The organism is Phycisphaerales bacterium, assembly GCA_016716475.1.
Classification (GTDB): Bacteria; Planctomycetota; Phycisphaerae; order UBA1845; family Fen-1342; genus JADJWG01.
In genome coordinates this window covers 253,240-274,227 of the sequence record JADJWG010000002.1, presented here as the reverse complement: position 1 = coordinate 274,227, position 20,988 = coordinate 253,240, and the positions used below count along the sequence as shown (strand labels likewise).

Genomic DNA, 20,988 nt, shown 5'->3' with positions numbered 1-20,988 from the left:
ACCCTATCGTGAAGTGAAAGCGCTGTCAAAAGGTCTCAGACCCTCCCTCCGGCTTGGACAGCAGGTGGTCCATGGCTGTTTCGATTGCCGATGTGGCGCACCGCGCCAAGGTGTCCATCAGTACCGTATCGCGTGTGATCAACCGCCGCGAATTGGTGAACGAACATACGCGTGAACGGGTGGAATCGGCGATCGCGGAGCTGGGTTATCGGCCGAACGCCTTTGCGCGCGGGCTGATGCTGCGGCGCAGTGAGATCGTGGGGCTGGTGCTGCCGGATCTGCACGGCGAATTCTATTCCGAGATTATCCGCGGCGCAAACCAGCAGGCACGCGCGTCGGGCTACAACCTCGTCGTGGCCTCGGCGCGCGACGGCGATGACAGCCACACCCTGCTGCATGCCCTGCAGCAGCGGACTCTGCTTGACGGCGTGGTCGTGCTGGTTTCGGAGCTAACAGACAGCATTCAGGAGGTGCTCGCGGATTTTCCACGGCCCTTCGTTGTGTTGGATGGTGATGTGGACGGCACGCCGCACGATTCGGTGGTAATCGACCAGCGGCAGGGTGCGATGACACTGATGCGGCACGTGGTCGGACCGTGCCGGGCCGAGCGCGTGATCTTCATCGGCGGGCTGGAGACGAACGTCGATACGATCGCGCGGTTGGAGGCGTACCTACACGTGCTGGCCGAAGCGGGGCTGAAGCTGTGCACCGCGGATGTCTATCACCTCGACTACCAGTATGACTCGGCGTACGCGCTGGCACTCGAGCACGTGCGCGCGTGGGCAGGTCCGCGGAACTGCGTGTTCGCGGCGAACGATGAGATGGCGGCCGGTGTCGTCGCCGCGGCCGCGACGTGTGGATTGTCCGTACCACAGGATCTGGCGGTTGTCGGCTTCGATGACACGCGCGTGGCACGGATGACGAGGCCGGCACTGACTACGATTCGCGTACCGATGGCAGAGATGGGAGCACAAGCCGTTGCTTTGCTCTGCGAGCGGCTGCGTGACCCACTGCGTCCGGTCACCTGCATATCGTTGCGGCCGGAGCTGGTGGTGCGCGACTCTTGCGGCGCCACCCTGCGAGCGGTGACGCCGGAAAGTACGTCGGCTCCGCCGGCCGCGTGAAGCGGATGTCACGGGGTGTCTTGTGCCCCTTTTCCCTCCTCCCGCTTCGCTACCCGCACCGTAACCGGCGTCGTGCGCAGCACCACTTCATTCGCCCGACTTACGAAGGGTGGAGCGCTCACCCGTACCGTGCCACCGCGCCAGGCCACCGGCAGCGTCAGGACCACACCCCCCGGCGGAATTCGCTCGGGTCCGCGCAGTTCGAGCGTGAGCTCACCACCGTCACTTCGCAAGGTGTACGTCACGGGCCCATACTCCGTCGGCAAACCGCGCACCGCGCTCCCCGTGCCCTCCAGCCACTCCTCCCGCACGCCCGCCGCGAGCACCAGTGCGTCGTCCGTATCACGCTCGTAAACGAAGAAGCTGCGGAACGCCTTCATGAATTCGGAACCGCACCAGGTGTGCGGCATGTCACCGACGAATTCCGGCGCGTTCTGATCGCGATACGCGATCTCACCCCACTGATTCCACGCCGGCGGGATGCGATACGTCATGAACCAGTCCAGCAGCGCATGCGCCCGCTCCGGCTGTCCCAGTCGCACGAAAGTACCGATCAACCGTAACTCGTACGGGGTGTACCGATCCCATGCAATCCGGTCCGCCCGGCGGTCCTCAAAGAAGCGGAAGTACCGCTCAAACGTGTTGTGGAGCTGTGGCTCCGGAATACGGCCGAGTTCGCCACACGGGTACACCCCGATCGCCGTGGAGGTGGCGTCAAAGTCACCCAGCTCGACGCAGCCCGGAATAAAGTCGATCTCGCGCAGCTCCAGCGCCAGTCGCATCGACGCGTACAAACTCGCGCGGTAGTCGTCCAACAGCCGCTGCCACGCCGCCACTTGCTCGCCGTGTCCCAGCTCCCGCGCAATCGCCACTGCAGCGTGCATCCCCCGGACTACGAAGAAACTGTCCCAGTACGAGTGCATCGGCTTCGCCGAGTACCCCTCGTGGCTGATCGACTCCGGTACGAGGCCGTACAGCGCCCGCAGCTCCGGTGGCCCGTCGCGGTACTCCGCCGTCAACCGCTCCGCCCGCAGCGCCTGGAGGTAGCCGATACCGGCCACGACGTGCGGCCAGTGCCGCTCCAGCACCGCGCGGTCGCCTGTAAAACAGAACAGCTTCTGCACAAGGTAGATGAGCTGGCCTGTGCTGTCGTGTTCCGGCACGGGGTCGGGACCGCGGCGATCCACAACGCACGGGACCTTGCCGGTTTCGTACTGGTACGGGGCATACCAGTCCAGAAAAGCTTGCACCTGCTCAGTGTGACCGGCATAGAGGAGCGCGGTCGAGGTCAGGGCCCCGTCACGAATCCAGCTCCGCTCGTACGTGCGCGAGCCGGGCTGAATCGCCGGACCGTCCGCGTTGATCAGAATGTACGCGAGGGTCGATCGAAACGTGTTTACGAGATCCGCGCCGGTTGGCGGCAAGACAATCTGTACCCGGTTGAGCAGCGTGCGCCATCCGTCGGCTACCGCCGCGCGGCGTTCCGCGAAGACACGGTCGATTTCGGCGCGGGGGGGCACCGGCGGCGCGGACGCATGCAGCGGCGCACAGACGACGACCGTCATCTCCGCCCCCGGTGCCAAATCCAGCGGATACCGAAAAGCACCCGACGCGAGTCGTCGAGGATCGACTACCTCCTGTGCGGCAGGTAGTGTGCCCACCGCGATGTATTCCACAATCTCACCGCCAGCGAAGGTGCTCGCGCCAAATGCCGCTGGCGCCGTCCATGGTACCAGTCGCGTACCGAGGTTGGCGTGGAGTTCCACACCATCCCAGCGTAAGGTGTCCACCCGCGCCGTGCCGCCCGTCAAGTTCAGGGCCTGCCACGGTGGCAGCACCTGGAACGGCCGCACAGCCAGAAACAATTCACCCCGCACTGCCTCCGAGCGCGCATTGGAGAGGCGATACGCGAGCAATAGATAGGATTCCCCCGGTGGGCCGTCCGCGAGCGGTGTGATCTCCAGACGCAGTCCTTCGGACTGCCACGTGACCGTCGGAATGGGGAGGTACGCTTCGTCAAGGGACGGCGTGCGGATCACGTCGGCCCATGTGACCAGTTTGCCGTCAAGCCACAGGAACGGCTCAACGCGGAAGCCGAGCTTGTGCAGCTCGACGGCGCCATTGGCACAGAACAGGGCCTCCTTATCATCTGTCGCGACACCGACGACCGTCCAGGGCGTCTGGCGCCGCAGGAAGTACTCCGGGTACCAGCCGGGCGGGGCCTGGCGGGCGACGTGTGCGTAAACGGCATTGTCCGAAGCGGAGAACTCAAGTGGGAGTATCTCGAGTCGCTCCAGGTCCACGGGTCCGTCGGATGCCGTCGCCTGGATCACCAGTCGAAACTGGCGCGCTTCTCCGTCGGTAATGGGTACGAAGCGCTGCCCACCGCGCGCCCCACGCACCGCGGCCACACACTCCCACGTACCGCCGTCTACGGACACCTCCACGTCGTAGCTGGTTGGGTAGGCATCGCTACCCCAAAGCAACGCGAGGCCGCCGAACTCCCGCATCTGGCCGAAGTCGATCACCAGGGCCGGCCCCCGTACCCCGGTGGCACTCCGCCATGCCAAGTTCCCGTCTGCCGGCAGGGTCTGCGATGCGCGCTTCTCCGCGCCGCTCGCCCACACGATCTGCGGAGGCGCGTGGACCGGCTCCGGCGGGGCCAGGGCCTCAAACGTCAGCGCGTCGAAGTCGATATAACCCTGCCCGCCATCGGCCGCCGCAACGGCTATCTCGATGGCGCCAAGGCGCGCGAGCCGTGCCCCCCCCGCGGGGCCCCACGCGAACTCGAAGTGCCGCGCGCGGTACCGTAGTTGCGTCCACTCGGGCGGCAACTCGTAACTTCGCTGGTTCACCCACCAGACATTGTCTCCACTCGGATCGACGAGCTTGAACTCCAGGTTGTTGGCGGGGGCCTGGCCGCGGACGCGCAGGCCGAAGCGATAGTTCTCCGGCAAGTCCAGTGTAAGCGTGCGGCGCAGCACAACGAAGCCCATGCCGCGCTCGAAATCAAAGGACAAGCGCAAAGCGGGGCCGGATTCCCCGTCGACGCGCGTCAACTCCGCACGAACACCATCGGAAGGCAGCACTTCCCAGGTCGCGGGATCACGGCACGGATCGAGGACCTGCACGCGATCGTCAGCGCAAGCCAGCTGTCCGAGTCCCAAGCCCAGCCAGGCGAGCACCGCGGTCACCCCGTACGGACGCCGAACCATCGCTTCTCCTGCCCAGCAGGACTTCTAAAACGCCGCCGGCTGGCGCGGAAGCGTACCTCCGCACCAGCCGGTCGATCCCTTGCTCCCAATCATCCTGGCCGCGTGCCGCGACCTATGTTTCTACGGACCGGTGAAACGCGGCGCGAAGAACTGCCAGTCCTCCGCATCCACGTCGCCGTCGTCATTGTGGTCAAAGACGATGCAGTTGTAGGCCACGATCGGCGCTCCACCCGTGAAGCACTGCTGTAGCCAGTAGAGGTCGTACATGTCCTGAAGTTCGTCGTTGTTCACGTCCGAGCCGTTGAAGAACGGCACAATCACCATTTCGAAACCGTCGAAGAAGACCTCCGCATCGGGCGCCCCATAGCGCCCCACGATGGCCGTGCCGCGCAGCGTCGCAGCCGTACCGGCCGGCATCGTGTAGTCGATCCAAAGCGGAACCCATACATCCGTCAGGTTCTCCGACGCTTGCAGCGTGTTCTCATTGGTTGCGAAGATATCCACCTGGGGTGGCAACAGCCCCGCGATCCATTCGACCTTCACGCCCGCGGATGCATCCGGGTGTGCAAACGATCCCAGGACCGCCGCCGACAGGAACTGCGCGCTGACGTCGATCGTCTCGCCGGGCGTCACCTCGATGTCCTGGTAGACTCCGGCCACGCAGTTCCCCGAGATCTTCAAGACCGAGAAGCCGTCCACCGGACCCAGGGGCGGAGGAAGCTCAAAGGCGCTCTTCACAGCGTTGCAGGTCAAACCGCGGAACCGCGTCCAGTGGGTCGGGACCGTCGCACCATCTTCGAAGCCACCATTGAGCAGGTAGTTCGGCACGCCGGGCTGCGAACTGCGCGTCACACGCGCATCGTCCACCCAAACCGGTCCGTTGCCATCCGTCTCGTCAAACTGGAGGATCACAATGCGGGCCTTGGTGATGCCGGTCGGAACGGTGGTTTGCAGCGCGATGGGGGTCCACACATCATCAGTCAATGTGTCGTCAAAGCCGAGATTCTCGACGGGCGGCGGCACCGACGTGCCCGGCACGGACTGGAACTCGAGCTTCACCGCCGCGGCCGCCCCTTCTTGCAGGCCACCGGCCGACGGGTTGTACACCCAAACCTGCACGCGCACGCGATCCCCCGCGCGCGCCACCTTCATGTCCTGAAACACACCCGAGAATCCACTGGCAGCGTTGACCCAGATATTCTGTGACTTTACGCCGTGGAACGGAAGTTCCTCCGTCCACTGAAAACCGCCGAAGCCCGTCCACTGTGCGGGCAGCCGGAAATCCGGGCCCACCAGCTCGAAATCACCATTCACCAGCACGTTACCCCCGCCGTTAATGGCCAGGATGCAGCCGTCGGCGTAGGCCTCGCCAGAACTGGTGGTGACATACTGCCAAAACAACTGATACCGGACGGCCGCCGTGCCCGCGGGCGCAACCACGGCGCCGGAAGTGGCGGCGGTCCAGATATCCGGGGCGGAGAAACCGTCGAGCACGTCGACCAGCACCTGCGAGATTGGATCGCCGTTACTGTTCAGGAATATCAGGGCGAAGCCGGCCACCGCATCGCCACCGATCGGCAGCGCCGCGGGCGTCAGCATGTGCAGACTGCCCACGATCGAATCCCCGGGTTGCACCGCGACCTGCTGGTAGATCCCGAGCGGGTTGGCAATGCCACGGTCGAAGCGCATGCGCATGGCGTAGTTGCCGCCTTCAGGTGAAAAGTTACGGCCACCCTGCCGAAACATGTCGAAATCCGTGGTGCCGGATGTGAGCGTCCAGCCCTCGGCTGCGAAGGCGCTCGTACCCGGACCCTGCTCAAAACTGCCGTTCCGTGTGACGTTCTGTCGGGCCAGGGCCAGCGTCGTACAACCTAACACCAGCGCTACCCCTACTGCCATGGTTCGTGTTCGCATCGCTTCCCTTTCCGTCCTGATTCAAAAGTCTCGCTTCCATCCGCCACGCCCGGTTTAGCTGCGCGGGGGCACCAAGAGCACGGCAGCTAGGGTACGTTGTAGTGTGCGCTCAACCCACCGATGGGTCCTTTGTAGACACCCCATGCATAGAATGGCCCATTACCCCACGGATCCCGGTCACGCGTCACGTAGTTCGCCGGCCCCTGCTTCGGATCGTAGTACTTGGCCTGGATCACGAACTCCACGTGCCCATCGAGGAACGCGAAGTGATTGCCCCGGCCGTGCCGCGGGCGCGCCTTCCGCGGATCCTGCTGCGGGTTCGCGGTGCCCACCGCCCAGTCCCACATCGCATCGGCGATCACCACCGCATAGGTCGGCGCCGGGATCTTGGTCATGACGCCGCCGTTGATGGGCGGAACTTTCTGTCCACCCCAGGAGGCATTGCGACCCCAGGTCGATGGCCAGTACTCCGTGTACAAATCCGGAATGCGTGACCCCGGGATCGCAAACGGATCCAAGGCGGGCCACCACTGCTCCTGGAACGCCTGGAGGAAACGCGCGTCGGACTTCTCAACCGTGTAGTAACGTGTCGAGGTGGGGTCGGCCTCGATCACCTTCACCGAGGAATCCCCGACCGCCCGCTGGCAGCGATAGATCTTGAGATCCTTCAGGTAGGGCCAAAAGTTGAAGATGATGTCGTAGTGGACGTACTGACCGCCACTGCCCCCGTCCTCGCCGCGGATGTGCTGTATGGTCCCGCGGTTGTCGTCTATGTAATACGTTGATGCCAGTGCGAGTTGCCGCATGTTGGACATGCAGGCCGTGTCTTTGGCCTTGTTTCGGGCCTGGGTCATGGCCGGCAGCAGGATCGAAATCAGCAGGGCGATGATCGCCACAACGACCAGCAATTCAATCAGGGTGAATCCGCCGGCCGTTTGCCGTGTACGGCGCTTGATCGTGTATTGCATCATGCCTTCATACTCCACCGTTCGTTGGCCCCGGCTCCTCTACAACTCCACCGCTCAGAGCAAACGGAGCCGGCACACCTAAACAGCACGTGGGCCGGCTCCGTGTAGCGCACACTTATGCGAACTGGGGCACAACATCGCGGTGGCCATTCACCTTAGCCACGACGGTTCCCACGCGCCAGCACCACCGTCCCCGCCAGCAACAGCAACACGAAGCTGCCGGGCTCCGGCACGGCGATCTGGATGTTCCGGAACTCCAACTGCGCGAAGTCGTCCGGGTTATTCACGTTCGGCTGAAACTGGCCAAACAGGCCGATGGTCGAGCCGTCGATGATCCCGTTCTCAACGTTGCCGAACGGCTTCTCACCACTGCTGTTGCCGTTGAGAATGTATTCGATCGTCGACTGGGCCCCTGGACGATAAATAACCCGCATGGTCGCGACGTCACCTACTCCGTAGGCGCTGTTGCCGAACGTGTGGAACGGCAGGGCTCCGCCGAAGGCTGCCACTTCGCCATCCGAGGTCAGAATAAAGAGGCCGCCGCCGATGCGGAAACCGGCTTCCTTGCGCGGCGCAATCGAACCCACGTCGAGCATTACGCTGACCGAGATATCGAAGGCGTCCGCATTGTTCGTCAGATGCTGGGTCACCCCACCGTCCGAAGAGAACCAGGCGTCGTGCCGGTTCGCGAAACCTGTGCCGGCGCCGAACGCCGACTCGGTTAGACTGATCATGGCCGGGAAGTTGTTGACGGTGGCGAGGGTGGAGCCGGGATAGAAGTTGACCACGCGCTCCTGCAGGAGCGCGGCGTTGATGTCCGTGATCGCTGCGACAGCCGGCAGACAACCCACGGCGGCAATCAGGACTCCGATAAGTACCCGACCGCGTTGAGACCGAATTTGTGTCTTCATGATGCTTTCCTACCTCCGAAATGTTGGTGGACCCATGGACGTGCCTCACGCGAGACCTGATTCCAGGAATCTCACGCCTTGCAGAGTATAACCCACTGTTTTGGGCATTGCAAGCGCTTTCAGAAGTCGATATTCTGAATCCGAATATGCGATCCGGACCACCGCGGAAAGGTCCGCATGACCCGGGTTGCGATCGCAACTTCAATATTGTCAATGGTTTGCACAGGTGCGGACAATACCCTGACGCCCCTGTCGACTTTGCGGAGTGGCTCCTGATGCCCAGCGGCGCCCACGACTCTTTCCTTTGGGGCGCTGCCACAGCCGCTTTTCAGATCGAGGGCGCGCCCGATGCTGATGGCAAGGGGCCCAGTATCTGGGATGTCTTCTGCCACACGCCTGGAAAGACGAACGCCGGGGAAACGGGCGACATGGCCTGCGACCACTATCGGAGGTGGCGTGCTGACGTGGACCTCATGCGCGCGCTGCACCTCAACGGCTATCGGTTCAGCATTGCGTGGCCGCGGGTCCTGCCGACTGGCCGCGGCGCGATCAATACGGCCGGACTCGATTTTTACGACCGGTTGGTGGACGCGCTCTGCGCGGCCAACATCACACCGCTCGTAACGCTCTACCACTGGGACCTGCCCGCTGCCCTGCAAATGGAGCTCGGCGGGTGGACCCACCCGGACCTGCCCATGATCTTCGCCGACTACGCCCGGATCGTATTCGAACGCCTCGCTGACCGTGTCCCCCTCTGGCTCACGCTCAACGAACCGTGGGTCGTGGTGGAGGCGGGGCACCGCCACGGCACCCACGCGCCCGGTATCCGTGATGACGCCCTGGCATACCGCGCTGGGCACAACCTGCTCCGGGCACACGCGTACGCCGTGGCAGAGTATCGGCAGCTGCCCCCAAGGACCGGTAGCGCAATCAGTTTGGCCCTGAACTCCACGTACTGTTTCCCCGCTTCGCAGCATCCGGACGATGTCGCAGCCGCCGAGCGCGCCTTGCTCAACTTCGCGGGCTGGTTTGGAGACCCCCCTTGGTTCGGCGACTACCCGGCCGTGCTGCGTGAGCGCCTGGGTGACCTCCTGCCCCCCTTCACACCGGAGGATACACGGCTGTTGCAGCGGTCAATGGACTTCGTGGCGCTGAACTATTACTTCAGCGACGTGATCCGCTACACGCCCGGTGCGGGACCGATGGATGCAGAGGTGGTCCCGCAGCTCGACTGCGCATACACCGAGATGGGCTGGCCCATCACGCCAGAGGGTTTGACCGAACTGCTGTTATGGCTGCACCGGCGGTACGGCCGGTTGCCGCTCTATGTAACGGAGAACGGCGCCGCCTTGCCAGACACCGCCGATGAGACTGGATTCGTGCATGACCCCGACCGCATTGCGTACCTGCGCGAACACCTCCTGGCGATCGAGGCAGCGCGTACGGCGGGGGCCGAGGTGCGCGGGTACTTCGCCTGGTCGTTGCTCGACAACCTGGAGTGGTCGGCGGGCTTCTCGAAGCGCTTCGGACTCATCCACTGCGACCCTCACACGCAGAAAAGGACCGTCAAGGCCAGTGGAAAGTGGTATGCTGAACTGATCGCCACGGGTGGCTGGTCCGCCTTGCGCCGGCATGTCGGCCGCACCGGCCAGGTGTCGGGCCGGAGCCCCGAGGAAGTTGTGCCTTGAACCGCACCGTTCACAACACTGCCATGGCCTGCCTCACGCTCGCCGCGTGTGCCGTTGCACCTGCGCAAGTGCTGTTCGACATCACCAACTTCGCCGATCCGCCCTGGTCGCTGACCTACCCCGGCGGCTTCGCAGGCCACATCGGGCAGACCGCAGTTTGGCCCGCGGAGATGGGCTGGCAAGGCAGCCGAATCGATGTCGGTTTCGACCTGCCGACACAGTTACCCACCACGGCGCGGCAATACCGCTTTCGCATGGTGATCCCGCACCGTTTCAGTCAAACCTTCGACCTGCGGATTCTGGCCGGGCCAACCCTGACCGACCTGGTCGAGGTACGACGCGAAACGATTGATAGCCCGCGCGTGCTCGCGGCGACGATCCCGTTGGAGCGCCTCGTCCCAGGACAGACCAATTGGATCCGCATCGAGGGACTAGGCGTGGCGGTGGGCGGGGGGCAGCCGTCCGGAATCCAGTGGTCGCGTTGGACGCTGCGACGCACCGACCTACCCGTGGACAGCGATGCCGCGCGACGCGATCAGCTCCTGCGTCTGCGGCAGTACCTGCTCAACGCGATCCAACCGAACGGCCTGGTACGCGACTCGCTGACCTTGTCGCCGGCGGTGCCCCCCTTTCACCCGGCCACACCGGATGCGGCCGGCTTCGCGCTGCTCGGATTGTGTGCCCTGGAGCATGTGGGGGTGCTGGACCGCGCCACCGCGCTCGAGCGCACGAAGCGGATTCTGGCGGCATATGCCGGACAAACGCCCGGGGTCGTGCCAGACCGGCAACCGGATGGCCACTGGGTTCACTTCATGAATCCTCAGACCGGGGCATATGCGGGTGGCGGATGGGATGCGAGCTATAGCCCGATCGGGTCCGCACTGCTCGTGTCGGGCGCGCTTTTCGCGCGTAACCACTACATCACCGACGGTGACGTCGGCGTACTGGCGCAACAGCTCTTCGATACGACCGACTTCAACGCGGCCATTCGTCCGAACCTCGACGGCGGGATCTACCTCGGCATGTCACCGGCCGGCGGCGGACTGTTCGGCAACGTCCGCCCCTGGAATGAGTACATGCTCGTCGTGAGTCTCGCGTTGCGCGAGCCGCAGCCCCTCAGGGCCCAGGCGGTGGCACCCCTTTGGCTGGACCCCGCACAGGTCCCGCTCGCTACTTACCGCGGCATTCCGACGATCACCGACCCAAGTAATACCTACGCCCCCGCTTTCTGGGTTCACCAGCAGTACTACTTCAATGCAGACTTTGCGGGGCACGCCGAGTTCCGCCGGCTCATGGACCTGCACCGCCGCGCTGATCAGCTCTACTGCGCATTCGCGCTCGGCGAATTCTACCGCTACGGATTGACTGCCGGCGTCAGTCCTACCGGGTATACCGTCGATGCGATCGAATCGCACGTCGGCGTATTCGCGCCCGCGGCAGTTGCGGGCTGGCGTGATCTCGACACGGCGCTCGAGTTCCTCTCCGACCAGCCCGTTGCGAGCGATGCACGGCTGCGGTACGGCCTGACCCGCATTGCGCCAAGCCAGCCGGGCTGGTTGCCGGGCGACGCCACACTGGTAGATCACACGTTCCTGTTGTTCGGTCTGGTCGAAACGATGGCGCCGGGTTTCTTCCGCGCCCGGCAGCCGTTCCAGCCCGACGCGGACGGCGACGGGATTGCAGATGCTTACGACAACTGCCCGCAGGTGTGGAATCCGTGGCAGACGGACACCGCCGGCAACGGCGTCGGCGATGCGTGCGACTGTGGACCGCTGTGGGCCGACGCCGACCGCGATGGGGATGTGGATCTGCACGATTTCGCGAGCTGGCAGACATGTGCGCAGCCGGCTGCCCCGGAGCGGTGCTCGTGCGTCGATCGCAACGGAAACCTCGTGGTTGACGGAAGCGACCTTGACGCGCTGACCACCTGCCTGTTGAGCGGCGGGCCGGACCGCGCACCAAGCGATTGCCCGCCATAGGAGCCCTGGTGATGCCGGCGGAGACCCACCCTGGGGAATGCAAGCAACCACCCCGTGGATTCATGGATGATGAGGGGCGGGCGGCGCCGTCCGCGCGCCCCGGCGTTGGGATGATGCTCGTACCATGAACCTGCGCGCGCTGCTGCTAACCCTTGTTCTTGGTGCACCGGCCGTCGCGCTGCTGCTCTGCGGCCCGCGCGGCCCGGCCAATGCCCCATCGGACCGGACGGTCATCCGGTATTGGGAAAAGTGGAGTGGCGTAGAGGGTGTTGCGATGCAGCGCATCGTCGACCGCTACAACGCCACGATCGGAGCAACGGATGGAATCTGGGTGCAATACACCCCGATCAGCAGCATTGAGCAACGTCTGCTCATCGCGATCGCCGGGGGCGACCCACCTGACTTGGCCGGTATCTACGATGCCCTGCTGGCGAACTACGCGGATCGCGACGCCCTTCTCCCCCTCGACGCTCTCACGGCCGAGATCGGCCTCGACACCGACCGTTTCGCACCCGTCTGGACCAACTTGTGCCGTTACCAGGGCCAACTCTTCGCGCTGCCGAGCGCACCGTTCACGATAGCGCTGCTCTACAACCGCGCGCATTTTCGCGCCGCCGGGCTCGACCCGGACCGCCCGCCGCGCACGATGGCTGAGCTTGACGACTACGCCCGCCGATTGACACGCTGGGACGCCGATCGCACCGAAATCACGCAACTCGGGTTCACCCAGTCAACCGCCATGCTCGGTTGGTGGCCGTGGGTGTGGCCGTGCTATTTCGGTGCCGAATTGTGGGATGGACAACGTTATAAACTGCTGTCCAAGGAAGCACGGGCGGCATACGCGTGGATCGTGCGGCAGCGCGTGGAGCTCGGTTGGGACGCGATCCGCAGCTTCGAGGCGACATCGGGACCGATCGAGGGCGCCCAGAACGCCTTCCTGGCAGGACGTCTGAGCATGCTCTTCCAGGGTCCGTGGATGGTGAACTGGGCGCGTACCTACGCCCCGCAGCTTGACATCGGCGTGGCGCCGTTCCCCAGTGCCACCGCCGACCGCGCGTACGCCTTTGCATCGACTGACATCTTCGTCATCCCGCGCGGCGCCCGGGAACCGCGTGCCGCACTGCGGTTCCTCGCCTATGTACTGCAACCGGAAGTGCTCGAAGAACTCTGCCAGGCGCACGGCAAGCTCTCCCCCTTTCGCGATGCCGGCCCGGATTTCTACGACAACCATCCGAACCCCTTCATCCGCACCTTCGAGCACCTCGCGCAGAGCCCCGACATCTTCGGGTTCCCGCAGATGCCCACCTGGCTGGCCGTCAACGACGAACTCAACAGTACATTGAACGCCGTGATGCGCGGCGACCACCTGGAGCGTACGCTGACACGCGCACAGCAGAAGATCGACAAAATCGTGCAGGATTACGAGCAGATGGCCACGCAGCGCCGCGGCCTGCGGGCGCCGCGTACCTCCCCCCGACGTGCCCCGCGGCTTCAGGAGGGTGCCACCCCGCAGGAGCATCCGCATTGAAAACCTCCGCCGGCTGGCTCACAGGTTTGCTCTGGACCGCCCCATGGTGGCTGGGTTTCCTGATCTTTCTGGCCGCGCCGCTGGCACTATCGCTTTATATCAGTTTCTGCGACTACCCCCTGCTGCAGGCCCCCGTCTTCATCGGCGCCGCCAACTACTCTGCACTCACACGTGACCCGCTCTTTGGCCGGGTTCTGTTCAACACGCTGGTCTACGCCGCCTGCGCGATTCCTCTCGGCACGGTCGCAGCAGTGCTGCTCGCGATTCTCCTGAATCAGCCCGTGCGCGGGCAGGGCTTCTTCCGCGCGTGTATCTTCGTTCCCACGATTGTCCCGGTGGTCGTCGCTGGGATCGTCTGGCTCTGGCTGCTGAACCCGCAGACCGGTCAGATCAACCAGGCCCTGCAAGCCCTGCTCCTCCCGAAACCCGATTGGCTCGGACACCCCGTGTGGGCGCTGGCCGCCCTGGTCCTGGTCAGTCTCTGGTTCATCGGGTCGCCCGTGGTGATCTACCTGGCGGGACTGCAGGAAATTCCCGTAGAGCTCTACGAGGCCGCGACCATCGACGGCGCTGGGACCGCGCGCCGCTTCTGGCACATCACGTTACCCGGCCTCAGCCCGGTGATCCTTTTCAACGTCATCATCGCCATCATTGCAACCTGGCAGATTTTCGCGCTGCCGTTCATTCTGTGGCGCGGCCAGCGGGGTCCCCAAGACAGTACGTACTTCTACACGATGTACCTGTTCGACAACGCGTTCCGCTATCTCCAGATGGGCTACGCCAGCGCCATGGCGTGGGTTCAGCTTCTCATCATCCTGACCTTGACAGCGCTCGTCTTTTTTGTCAGCCGCCGCTTCGTGCACTACCGGGGAGCGTGAGCCATGACCCGCGACGACCGCCGACAGTCTCGTCTTCATCGCGGAGCTCCACGGCTGCTGATCTACCTCCTGCTCGGCGGGGTGTCACTGCTCTTCCTGGCGCCACTCCTCGGCATCGTCGCCGCCAGCGTGACTCCGCCCGAGGAACTGGGAAAGGGGCGACTGGCCTTCTTCCCGCGGCCGGCCGCACCGAATGAGTCCCCGCTCACTCCCCCGGATGCCTCGGCCTATCCCCGCATCCTGTTCGGACAGGCGGATACGGACGCGACCGACCAGCTCCGCCAACAACCGTTCGATTACCTCCGCTACGCGCGCAACACCCTGATCATCGTAGCCCTGAGTCTCGTCGGGATGGTCCTCTCCAGCGCCATCGCGGCGTACGGCTTCGCGCGCGTCCCCTTCCCGGGGCGGAACGCCATGTTTGCCGTCTGCCTCGCCACGATGATGATTCCTTTTCCGGTGCTCATGGTACCCACGTACATGATCTTCAAGCACCTTGGGTGGATCGGCACGTTCCTGCCACTTTGGGTGCCGGCGTGGTTTGGCAGCGCGTTCAATATCTTCCTGTTACGGCAGTTCTTTCTCGGCTTGCCGCAGGAACTCGAGGAATCCGCCCTGCTCGACGGGTGCTCGCGGTGGGGCTGTTTCTGGCGCATCATCCTGCCCCTGTCGCGACCCGCGCTCGCCGTCGTCGCCCTGTTCCACATCCTGTTCGTGTGGAACGATTTCCTCGGTCCGTTGATCTACCTCTCTCACCAGCACCAGTACACGCTCGCACTGGGCCTCCAGGCGCTTCAGACCAAGGCCGGCGACACCCCCTGGAACGAGTTGATGGCCGCCAGTCTCCTGATTGTGATACCGGTCATCATCCTGTTCCTGTTCGCACAGCGCACGTTCATCCAGGGCATCGCCACCAGTGGCCTGAAGGGCTGATCCACCCCGGTGAACACTGCAAAATCGGCTAACCAACCCGGTTTACCGCCGCTCTATCTCTGCATGGACCCCGCCCGGAATGCCCGGGCCGCTTCGTGCCGTCGCCGGAGAACGCCCATGTCCCCACTGACCTGCCTGCTTTGTTCGCTTGCACCGCTACTGGGTGGCCCGCCCGACAGCGCGGTCGCCTATCCTGGTCGCAGTCCCGCCCAGGCCCGCCTGCTCGCCCAGCGCGCCACGGACGTGCAGCACCTGCGCGCCACGGCCGCCCGCAGATCCGGCCTCGACCGCCTGAACGTGCGTAACGGCGTAATCGAGGCCCGATATACAATTCGTGGTCCCCACGGACACGGTCTGGCCACATACCGGCCGACCACAGCCGCACACGGCATTCGGCTCGACGCGCAGGAGATGGCGGCGATCGTGCACCTGCAAGCGGAACTGCTCGCGACCCGGGCCGCCCTGAACCGTGCTCAGGAACGCATCCGGGCACTCGAGGATTTCATCGCCGCCCACGCGGGGGACCTGCCGACGGCGACAGAACTGCCGCCCGAGTTTGATGCCGCCCGCGATCTGCTGGAGTAGCAGAGCGGACCTCCCTGGGTGGGAACGATAGGTGGCATGCTGCACCTTCGCTCCCCCCCTTTTACCAGTCGGAGGTTACGCGCGAGCGCTGCGGGCCTGCTCCTGCAGCAACGCAATCCGCTTCTGAATCGGCGGGTGCGTCGCGAAGAGACCGCCGATCCCGCCGCTCGATAGCGGCTCGGCAATGTACAGGTTGTGGAAGGCCGGGTTCGTGTCCATCGGGATCCGTTCGTTCCCGACCTGCAGGCGGGCCAGGGCACTCGCCAGTTTGCGGGGGTCGCCGCACAGTTCGCCGCCATACGAGTCGGCCGCATACTCCCGCTGCCGACTGATCGCCATCTGGATGAGCCCGGCGGCAAGCGGAGCCAGCAGCATCATCGCAATTGCACCCACGATGGCGAAGGGACTCTGGTTCGCGTTGTTACGCCCGCCACCCATGAACATGAGCATGTAAGCCAGCATGCTGATCGCGCCGGCCATCACAGCCGCCAACGTGCTGATGAGCACGTCGCGGTGCTTGATGTGGGCGATCTCGTGCGCCAGGACACCTTCGACCTCGTGCTGCGGGAAGGCCCGCAACATACCCTCCGTCACGGCCACGGCGGAATGTGCCGGACTCCGCCCGGTGGCAAACGCATTCGGCGCCGGCTGCGGACAGATGTACACCCGCGGCGCAGGAATCCCGGCGCGGGCGGCAAGCCGCTCAACCATGTCATGCAGCCAGGGCAGCTCGGCCCGCGGTACTTCACGGGCGTGCATGGCCGCCAGCGCGATCCGATCGGAGAAGAAGAAGGCAATCAAGTTGCCGACGCCGCCGAAAATGAAACCGAGGACGATGCCGTGCAGGCCGCCGGTCAGAAAGTACCCGGCTGCAATGCACAACCCCATCAGGCCCCCGAGCAACATCGCGGTCTTCACGTTGTTTAACCAGCGCATCTTGAAAATCCTCTTGTCGACGCGGGCGGCCGAAATCGTACTACCCTGCGCCGAACCATGGGCAATTTCCGTGCCAAGCGGATGGAGAGCGATCCGCAGAGTTCGCTCCGTTTCCGCGATCCGTACTCGCGATTCTATTCAAGGAAGGACGTTTCGTAGTTCTCACCCAGGGCGATTTGCCGAGGGGGCCGACGGCTGGATGTGTTTCACCTCCCCCACCTGCCAGTACTGCCACTCTGGCCGGTCGTGTGTCCGACAAAATGGTCCACTACCATGCTGGGAAGGCGCGCGGCAGCCGTTAGAATCCGGGCCATGGCGCATTCGGCAACCTATCGCACCTGTTTGCAGCGCGGCCTTGCAGTCGCGTACGGACTGCTGACCGGTCTCGGATTGGTCTTGCTGACGGGGTGCCGGGAACAGCCCGCACCTGGCCGGCACGAAGTACGCCAAGGGATCATCGAAAGCATCCGCGCCGAGAGCCAGGAATTCACCGTGCGGCTCGACACCTGGCCGCATCGTACAGCAGCCGCGGGGGAGCTCATCGCCTGCCTGCTGTCGAGTGATGGCGAAATTTACATCAATGATCGTTTCAGTCCCTTCGAAAGTCTCCAGCCGGGCGACGAAATCGAGATGATCGTGTACCGCGACCGCGGCACGCCACCCGATCGCAACGTTGTCACGCTGGCTTCCGTCACGCGGCCGGAACCTCCGGCCCCGGTTCCTGACCTGACGCTGCCGACCACGCAGCCGACCACGCAACCCCAGGAGAACTGAGTATGGCAGACGGTCCCCTGATTGCATCCATCGTCGCCCGCGAGATCCTCGATTCGCGCGGCAATCCCACCGTCGAAGCCGACGTGCTCCTTGAAGACGGCACGTTCGCGTCGGCGGCTGTACCGAGCGGCGCATCCACCGGCGAGAACGAAGCCGTGGAACTGCGTGATGGCGACAAGGCGCGCTACCTCGGGAAAGGTGTGCTGCAAGCCGTCCACAACATCAACGAGATCATCGCACCGGCATTGTGCGACCTCGATCCGCGCTGGCAGGAGCAGATTGACCGCCGGCTGCTCGAACTGGACGGCACACCGAACAAGGGCAAGCTGGGCGCCAACGCAGTGCTGGCCGTGTCGGTCGCGGTCGCCAAGGCCGCCGCCGGCTACAGCGGCATGCCGCTGTATCGCTACCTCGGCGGCGCCAGCGCGCACGTCCTGCCGGTGCCGATGATGAACATCCTGAATGGCGGTAAGCACGCGGACAGCAACGTGGACTTCCAGGAGTTCATGGTGCAGCCGTGGGGCGCATCCACCTTCAGCGAAGCGCTGCGCATGGGCACGGAAATCTTTCACCACCTGAAGAAGGTACTGAAGGATCGCGGCTACAACACGGCCGTCGGCGACGAGGGCGGCTTTGCACCGTCGCTCAAGAGCAATGATGAGGCCCTTGAGGTCATCGCACTGGCAGTGGAACAGGCCGGCTACAAGCTGGGTGAGGATGTCTACATTGCGCTCGATCCGGCGACCAGTGAGATGTACGACAAGGAGACGGGCAAGTACCGCTTCTTCCGTTCAAACCCGGACCGGCTCGCAACCTCCGATGAGCTGATCGACCTGTGGGCTTCGTGGGCCGCAAAGTACCCCATCCGCAGTCTCGAAGACGGCCTCGCCGAACACGATTGGGCGGGCTGGCAGAAGCTCACCGCCAAGCTTGGCGACAAGCTGCAACTCGTCGGCGACGATCTATTCGTGACCAATGTCGAGTACCTGCAGCGCGGTATCCGCGAAAAGTCGGCCAACTCGATCCTCGTGAAAATCAATCAGATCGGCTCGCTCACCGAAACCTTTGCGGCCATCAACCTCGCCATGCGTAACGGTTTTTCCGCGGTGATCAGCCACCGCAGCGGTGAGACCGAGGACACGACCATTGCCGATCTCGCCGTCGCCACCAACGCCGGGCAGATCAAGACCGGCAGCGCCTCCCGTAGTGACCGCATCGCCAAGTACAACCGGCTGCTCCGGATTGAGGAGGAGCTGGGGGACGAGGCGGTGTACGGCGCCGAGTTCTGGAACCGATAGGTAGGGACCCGGTGCGCTGGCAAGCGGTTGTGAAACCGGCGCGCAAGCACGGCCGGTTTCAACCAACCGCTTGCCCAGCTCACCCGACGCGGCGGGTTACTTCGCCAGTCGCAGTTGCACGACCTGGCGCCGGGCGCCGAGTTCCTGAGGAGCGAAGAAGAACGGCCGATCGTGCTCCGTGGCGGGTTTGAGCTGGTCGAACCAAACCGCCGTGGGATCATACTCTGCAAAGAACGGGCGCCGGACGAGCTCAGGTTTGCGACACTGGAGGTACTCGAGGAGGAAGAGCTTCTCGCCGCCGAACTCCGTGACGCCCAGGACGTGCACCTTGCCGGGAAACGCCGACATCGACGGTCCGCGCACCGTGCGGGCGACGCCCGAGACACTCCGGTAGGCCCTGCGGAAGATTTCCCAGCAGCGGGCCAACGGCAATGCGAAGTAGTCCCTTGCACCCGTATCGCGCTCCACGAACATGTAGTACGGGATGCAACCGAGCTGGGCGCCGCGCCGCCACAACTCCGCCCACGTCTCGGCGCTGTCATTCACATGCTTGATCAACGGACTCTGCATGCGGATGTTCGCGCCGGTGGCCCGGATTCGGCGCACAGCGGCCTCCGCCAGTGGGGTCGATAGCTCAACGGGATGGCTGTAGTGGCCCATCAGCGCCAATTGCCGCCCGGATGCAACCACCTCCTCAAACAAACGGAGCAGGTCGTCGGCGTCCGCGTCCGTCACGAAGCGCTGCGGCCAATACGCCACGGACTTTGTGCCGATGCGGATCGTGCTGACGTGCTCCAGATCAGCACTGAGCACGGCTTCGATGTAGCGCCGCAACAGCTTGGTGCTCATAATCAGGGGATCGCCCCCTGTGAACAGAACATCCGTGACCTCCGGGTGCGCGCCGAGATAGCCGATGAGCTGTTCGATCTCCTTATTGGCAAACTTCAGGTCGTCCATGCCCACGAACTGCGGCCAGCGGAAGCAGAAGGTGCAATACGCGTGGCAAGTTTGCCCGTTGCTGGGAAAGAAAAGCACGGTCTGCCGGTACTTGTGCTGTACACCCGGCAGCGGCTCGCCCTGCCAGGTCGGCACGTTGTGGGTCAACTGTCCCGCAGGGTGGGGATTGAGCGTGCGGCGGATCCGGTTTGCCTCACGCTCGATTTCGTCCTTAGGGGCCGCTGCGCGTACCAGCTCGGCCATGGTCTCGTAATCGTCTTCGCTCAGCATGCCCTGCTGAGGGAAGGTGAGCTGGAACATGGGTTCGTTCGGCACGCGCGACCAGTCGATGAGTTCGCGCATCACGTAGGCATTGGTGCGGAACGGCAAGACCGTCGAGACGACCATGGTCGCCTCGCGCAAGGACGGGTCAAGCCGCTCCCAAGCCGGTTGCTTCGCGACATTCGATCGCGTCACTGGCTGATAGCGTTCCACGAGGTGCCCGTCCTCCCCGTTCGTATGCGTAGGTTCGCCCAACATCATCTCATACCTCCGTGATTTCGGGATTGCTGGCGTTACCGGACGTCCGTTGGACCGCTCTTGGTCGCGATAACGTCTCCTGCCAAGCTCCTTTCAGCCCGAGACACCGCCCACGTCGGGGCTGGATGCCACCGGCATGTCGGCCATTTGGCTTGATATCAAGATATAGCGCCGATCTTCTTTGCGTCAAGATACTTGACATAATCATTTTCCTGGCTATCATCCCCGACATGGAATCAGATCCGGTGGACAAGCTACTGGAAGATTGGCACCGCGAGCGCCCGGATCTGGACCCCACCCCCCTGGCCGTGGTCAGTCGTCTGCTGATGCTTTACAAGCATCTGGAGCAACGCACAGACTTGGCCCTCTCTGTACACGGAATGACACTTTGGCAATTTGACGTGCTGGCGACGTTGCGCCGGTCCGGGGCTCCCTACACGCTCTCACCCACGCAACTGCTGCGCGCCATGACCCTTTCGAGCGGCGCGATGACCAACCGCATTGACCGGCTCGAGGCTCTGGGATTCGTTGAGCGGCTGCCTGACCCCGAGGATCGCCGTGGTGTGCTGATTCGACTTACGGATGCCGGCCGGGACGTCGCAGATCAGGCCGTCGGCACGCGCCTCGCAGATGCCGCGCGCGTCATCGCCCATCTAACCCCCGACGAGCGCGAGACGCTGGCCAAGCTGCTCCGCCGTCTGCTCGCGCCACTGAGCCGGGAGAACGGCCACGGACGCCGCCGCCCAGAGCGCAGCAGCACCACAAGCCGTTGATACTAAAG

16 protein-coding genes are annotated in these 20,988 nt (G+C 64.2%); 10 read left to right on the top strand and 6 right to left on the bottom strand.

Translation table 11 applies throughout. From position 1 onward, the window contains the following. The first annotated feature begins 71 nt into the window (after positions 1-71). A complete protein-coding gene (locus IPM18_08705; GenBank protein ID MBK9119665.1) occupies positions 72-1,124 on the top strand; it encodes a LacI family DNA-binding transcriptional regulator in 1,053 nt (350 codons plus the stop codon). 8 nt (positions 1,125-1,132) lie between these two features. On the opposite strand, the gene IPM18_08700 is transcribed toward IPM18_08705, so the two are convergent. From IPM18_08700 to IPM18_08685, 4 genes are all read right to left on the bottom strand, one after another. Beyond that, positions 1,133-4,339 carry a discoidin domain-containing protein gene (locus tag IPM18_08700; GenBank protein ID MBK9119664.1) on the bottom strand — a complete coding sequence of 1,069 codons (3,207 nt, stop codon included), beginning with the start codon at positions 4,337-4,339 and terminating at the stop codon, positions 1,133-1,135. A 120-nt stretch (positions 4,340-4,459) separates the two neighbouring features. Then, positions 4,460-6,253, bottom strand: coding sequence for a hypothetical protein (locus tag IPM18_08695; GenBank protein ID MBK9119663.1), 1,794 nt, complete (start codon positions 6,251-6,253; stop codon positions 4,460-4,462). Positions 6,254-6,339: 86 nt separating this feature from the next. Continuing rightward, complete coding sequence (locus IPM18_08690; protein ID MBK9119662.1) at positions 6,340-7,224, bottom strand: prepilin-type N-terminal cleavage/methylation domain-containing protein; 885 nt, start codon at positions 7,222-7,224, stop codon at positions 6,340-6,342. Positions 7,225-7,376: 152 nt separating this feature from the next. Further along, a complete protein-coding gene (locus IPM18_08685; GenBank protein MBK9119661.1) occupies positions 7,377-8,132 on the bottom strand; it encodes a hypothetical protein in 756 nt (251 codons plus the stop codon). Positions 8,133-8,407: 275 nt separating this feature from the next. Between IPM18_08685 and IPM18_08680 the strand changes: the two genes are divergently transcribed. The 6 genes from IPM18_08680 to IPM18_08655 all read left to right on the top strand — a co-directional run bounded on the left by IPM18_08680 (position 8,408) and on the right by IPM18_08655 (position 15,723). Continuing rightward, positions 8,408-9,820, top strand: coding sequence for a beta-glucosidase (locus IPM18_08680; GenBank protein MBK9119660.1), 1,413 nt, complete (start codon positions 8,408-8,410; stop codon positions 9,818-9,820). Positions 9,821-10,896: 1,076 nt separating this feature from the next. Further along, on the top strand, positions 10,897-11,799 hold the full coding sequence (locus tag IPM18_08675; GenBank protein MBK9119659.1) for a thrombospondin type 3 repeat-containing protein: 903 nt from the start codon (positions 10,897-10,899) through the stop codon (positions 11,797-11,799). A 124-nt stretch (positions 11,800-11,923) separates the two neighbouring features. Further along, positions 11,924-13,327, top strand: coding sequence for an ABC transporter substrate-binding protein (locus IPM18_08670; GenBank protein ID MBK9119658.1), 1,404 nt, complete (start codon positions 11,924-11,926; stop codon positions 13,325-13,327). Beyond that, positions 13,324-14,205 (top strand): sugar ABC transporter permease, encoded by an 882-nt coding sequence (locus IPM18_08665; protein ID MBK9119657.1) that lies wholly within the window; start codon positions 13,324-13,326, stop codon positions 14,203-14,205. The genes IPM18_08670 and IPM18_08665 overlap by 4 nt, the downstream gene beginning before the upstream one ends. 3 nt (positions 14,206-14,208) lie before the next feature. Next, positions 14,209-15,138: a carbohydrate ABC transporter permease gene (locus tag IPM18_08660; GenBank protein ID MBK9119656.1), complete on the top strand. Its 930-nt coding sequence runs from the start codon at positions 14,209-14,211 to the stop codon at positions 15,136-15,138. Between the two features lie 117 nt (positions 15,139-15,255). Further along, entirely contained in the window at positions 15,256-15,723 is a 468-nt protein-coding gene (locus tag IPM18_08655; GenBank protein MBK9119655.1) for a hypothetical protein, read from the top strand. A gap of 75 nt (positions 15,724-15,798) precedes the next feature. Here IPM18_08655 and IPM18_08650 read toward each other — a convergent pair whose 3' ends face one another. Further along, on the bottom strand, positions 15,799-16,659 hold the full coding sequence (locus IPM18_08650; GenBank protein MBK9119654.1) for a zinc metalloprotease HtpX: 861 nt from the start codon (positions 16,657-16,659) through the stop codon (positions 15,799-15,801). A 312-nt stretch (positions 16,660-16,971) separates the two neighbouring features. Between IPM18_08650 and IPM18_08645 the strand changes: the two genes are divergently transcribed. Both IPM18_08645 and eno read left to right on the top strand, forming a co-directional pair. After that, the gene (locus tag IPM18_08645) at positions 16,972-17,433 is read left to right on the top strand and encodes a hypothetical protein (GenBank protein MBK9119653.1); all 462 of its coding nucleotides are present in this window, start codon (positions 16,972-16,974) and stop codon (positions 17,431-17,433) included. 2 nt (positions 17,434-17,435) lie between these two features. Beyond that, on the top strand, positions 17,436-18,731 hold the full coding sequence (eno, locus tag IPM18_08640) for a phosphopyruvate hydratase (protein ID MBK9119652.1): 1,296 nt from the start codon (positions 17,436-17,438) through the stop codon (positions 18,729-18,731). 96 nt (positions 18,732-18,827) lie between these two features. On the opposite strand, the gene IPM18_08635 is transcribed toward eno, so the two are convergent. Then, on the bottom strand, positions 18,828-20,075 hold the full coding sequence (locus IPM18_08635) for a lysine 2,3-aminomutase (protein ID MBK9119651.1): 1,248 nt from the start codon (positions 20,073-20,075) through the stop codon (positions 18,828-18,830). A gap of 362 nt (positions 20,076-20,437) precedes the next feature. Between IPM18_08635 and IPM18_08630 the strand changes: the two genes are divergently transcribed. Further along, entirely contained in the window at positions 20,438-20,980 is a 543-nt protein-coding gene (locus IPM18_08630) for a MarR family transcriptional regulator (GenBank protein MBK9119650.1), read from the top strand. The last annotated feature ends 8 nt before the right edge of the window (positions 20,981-20,988 follow it).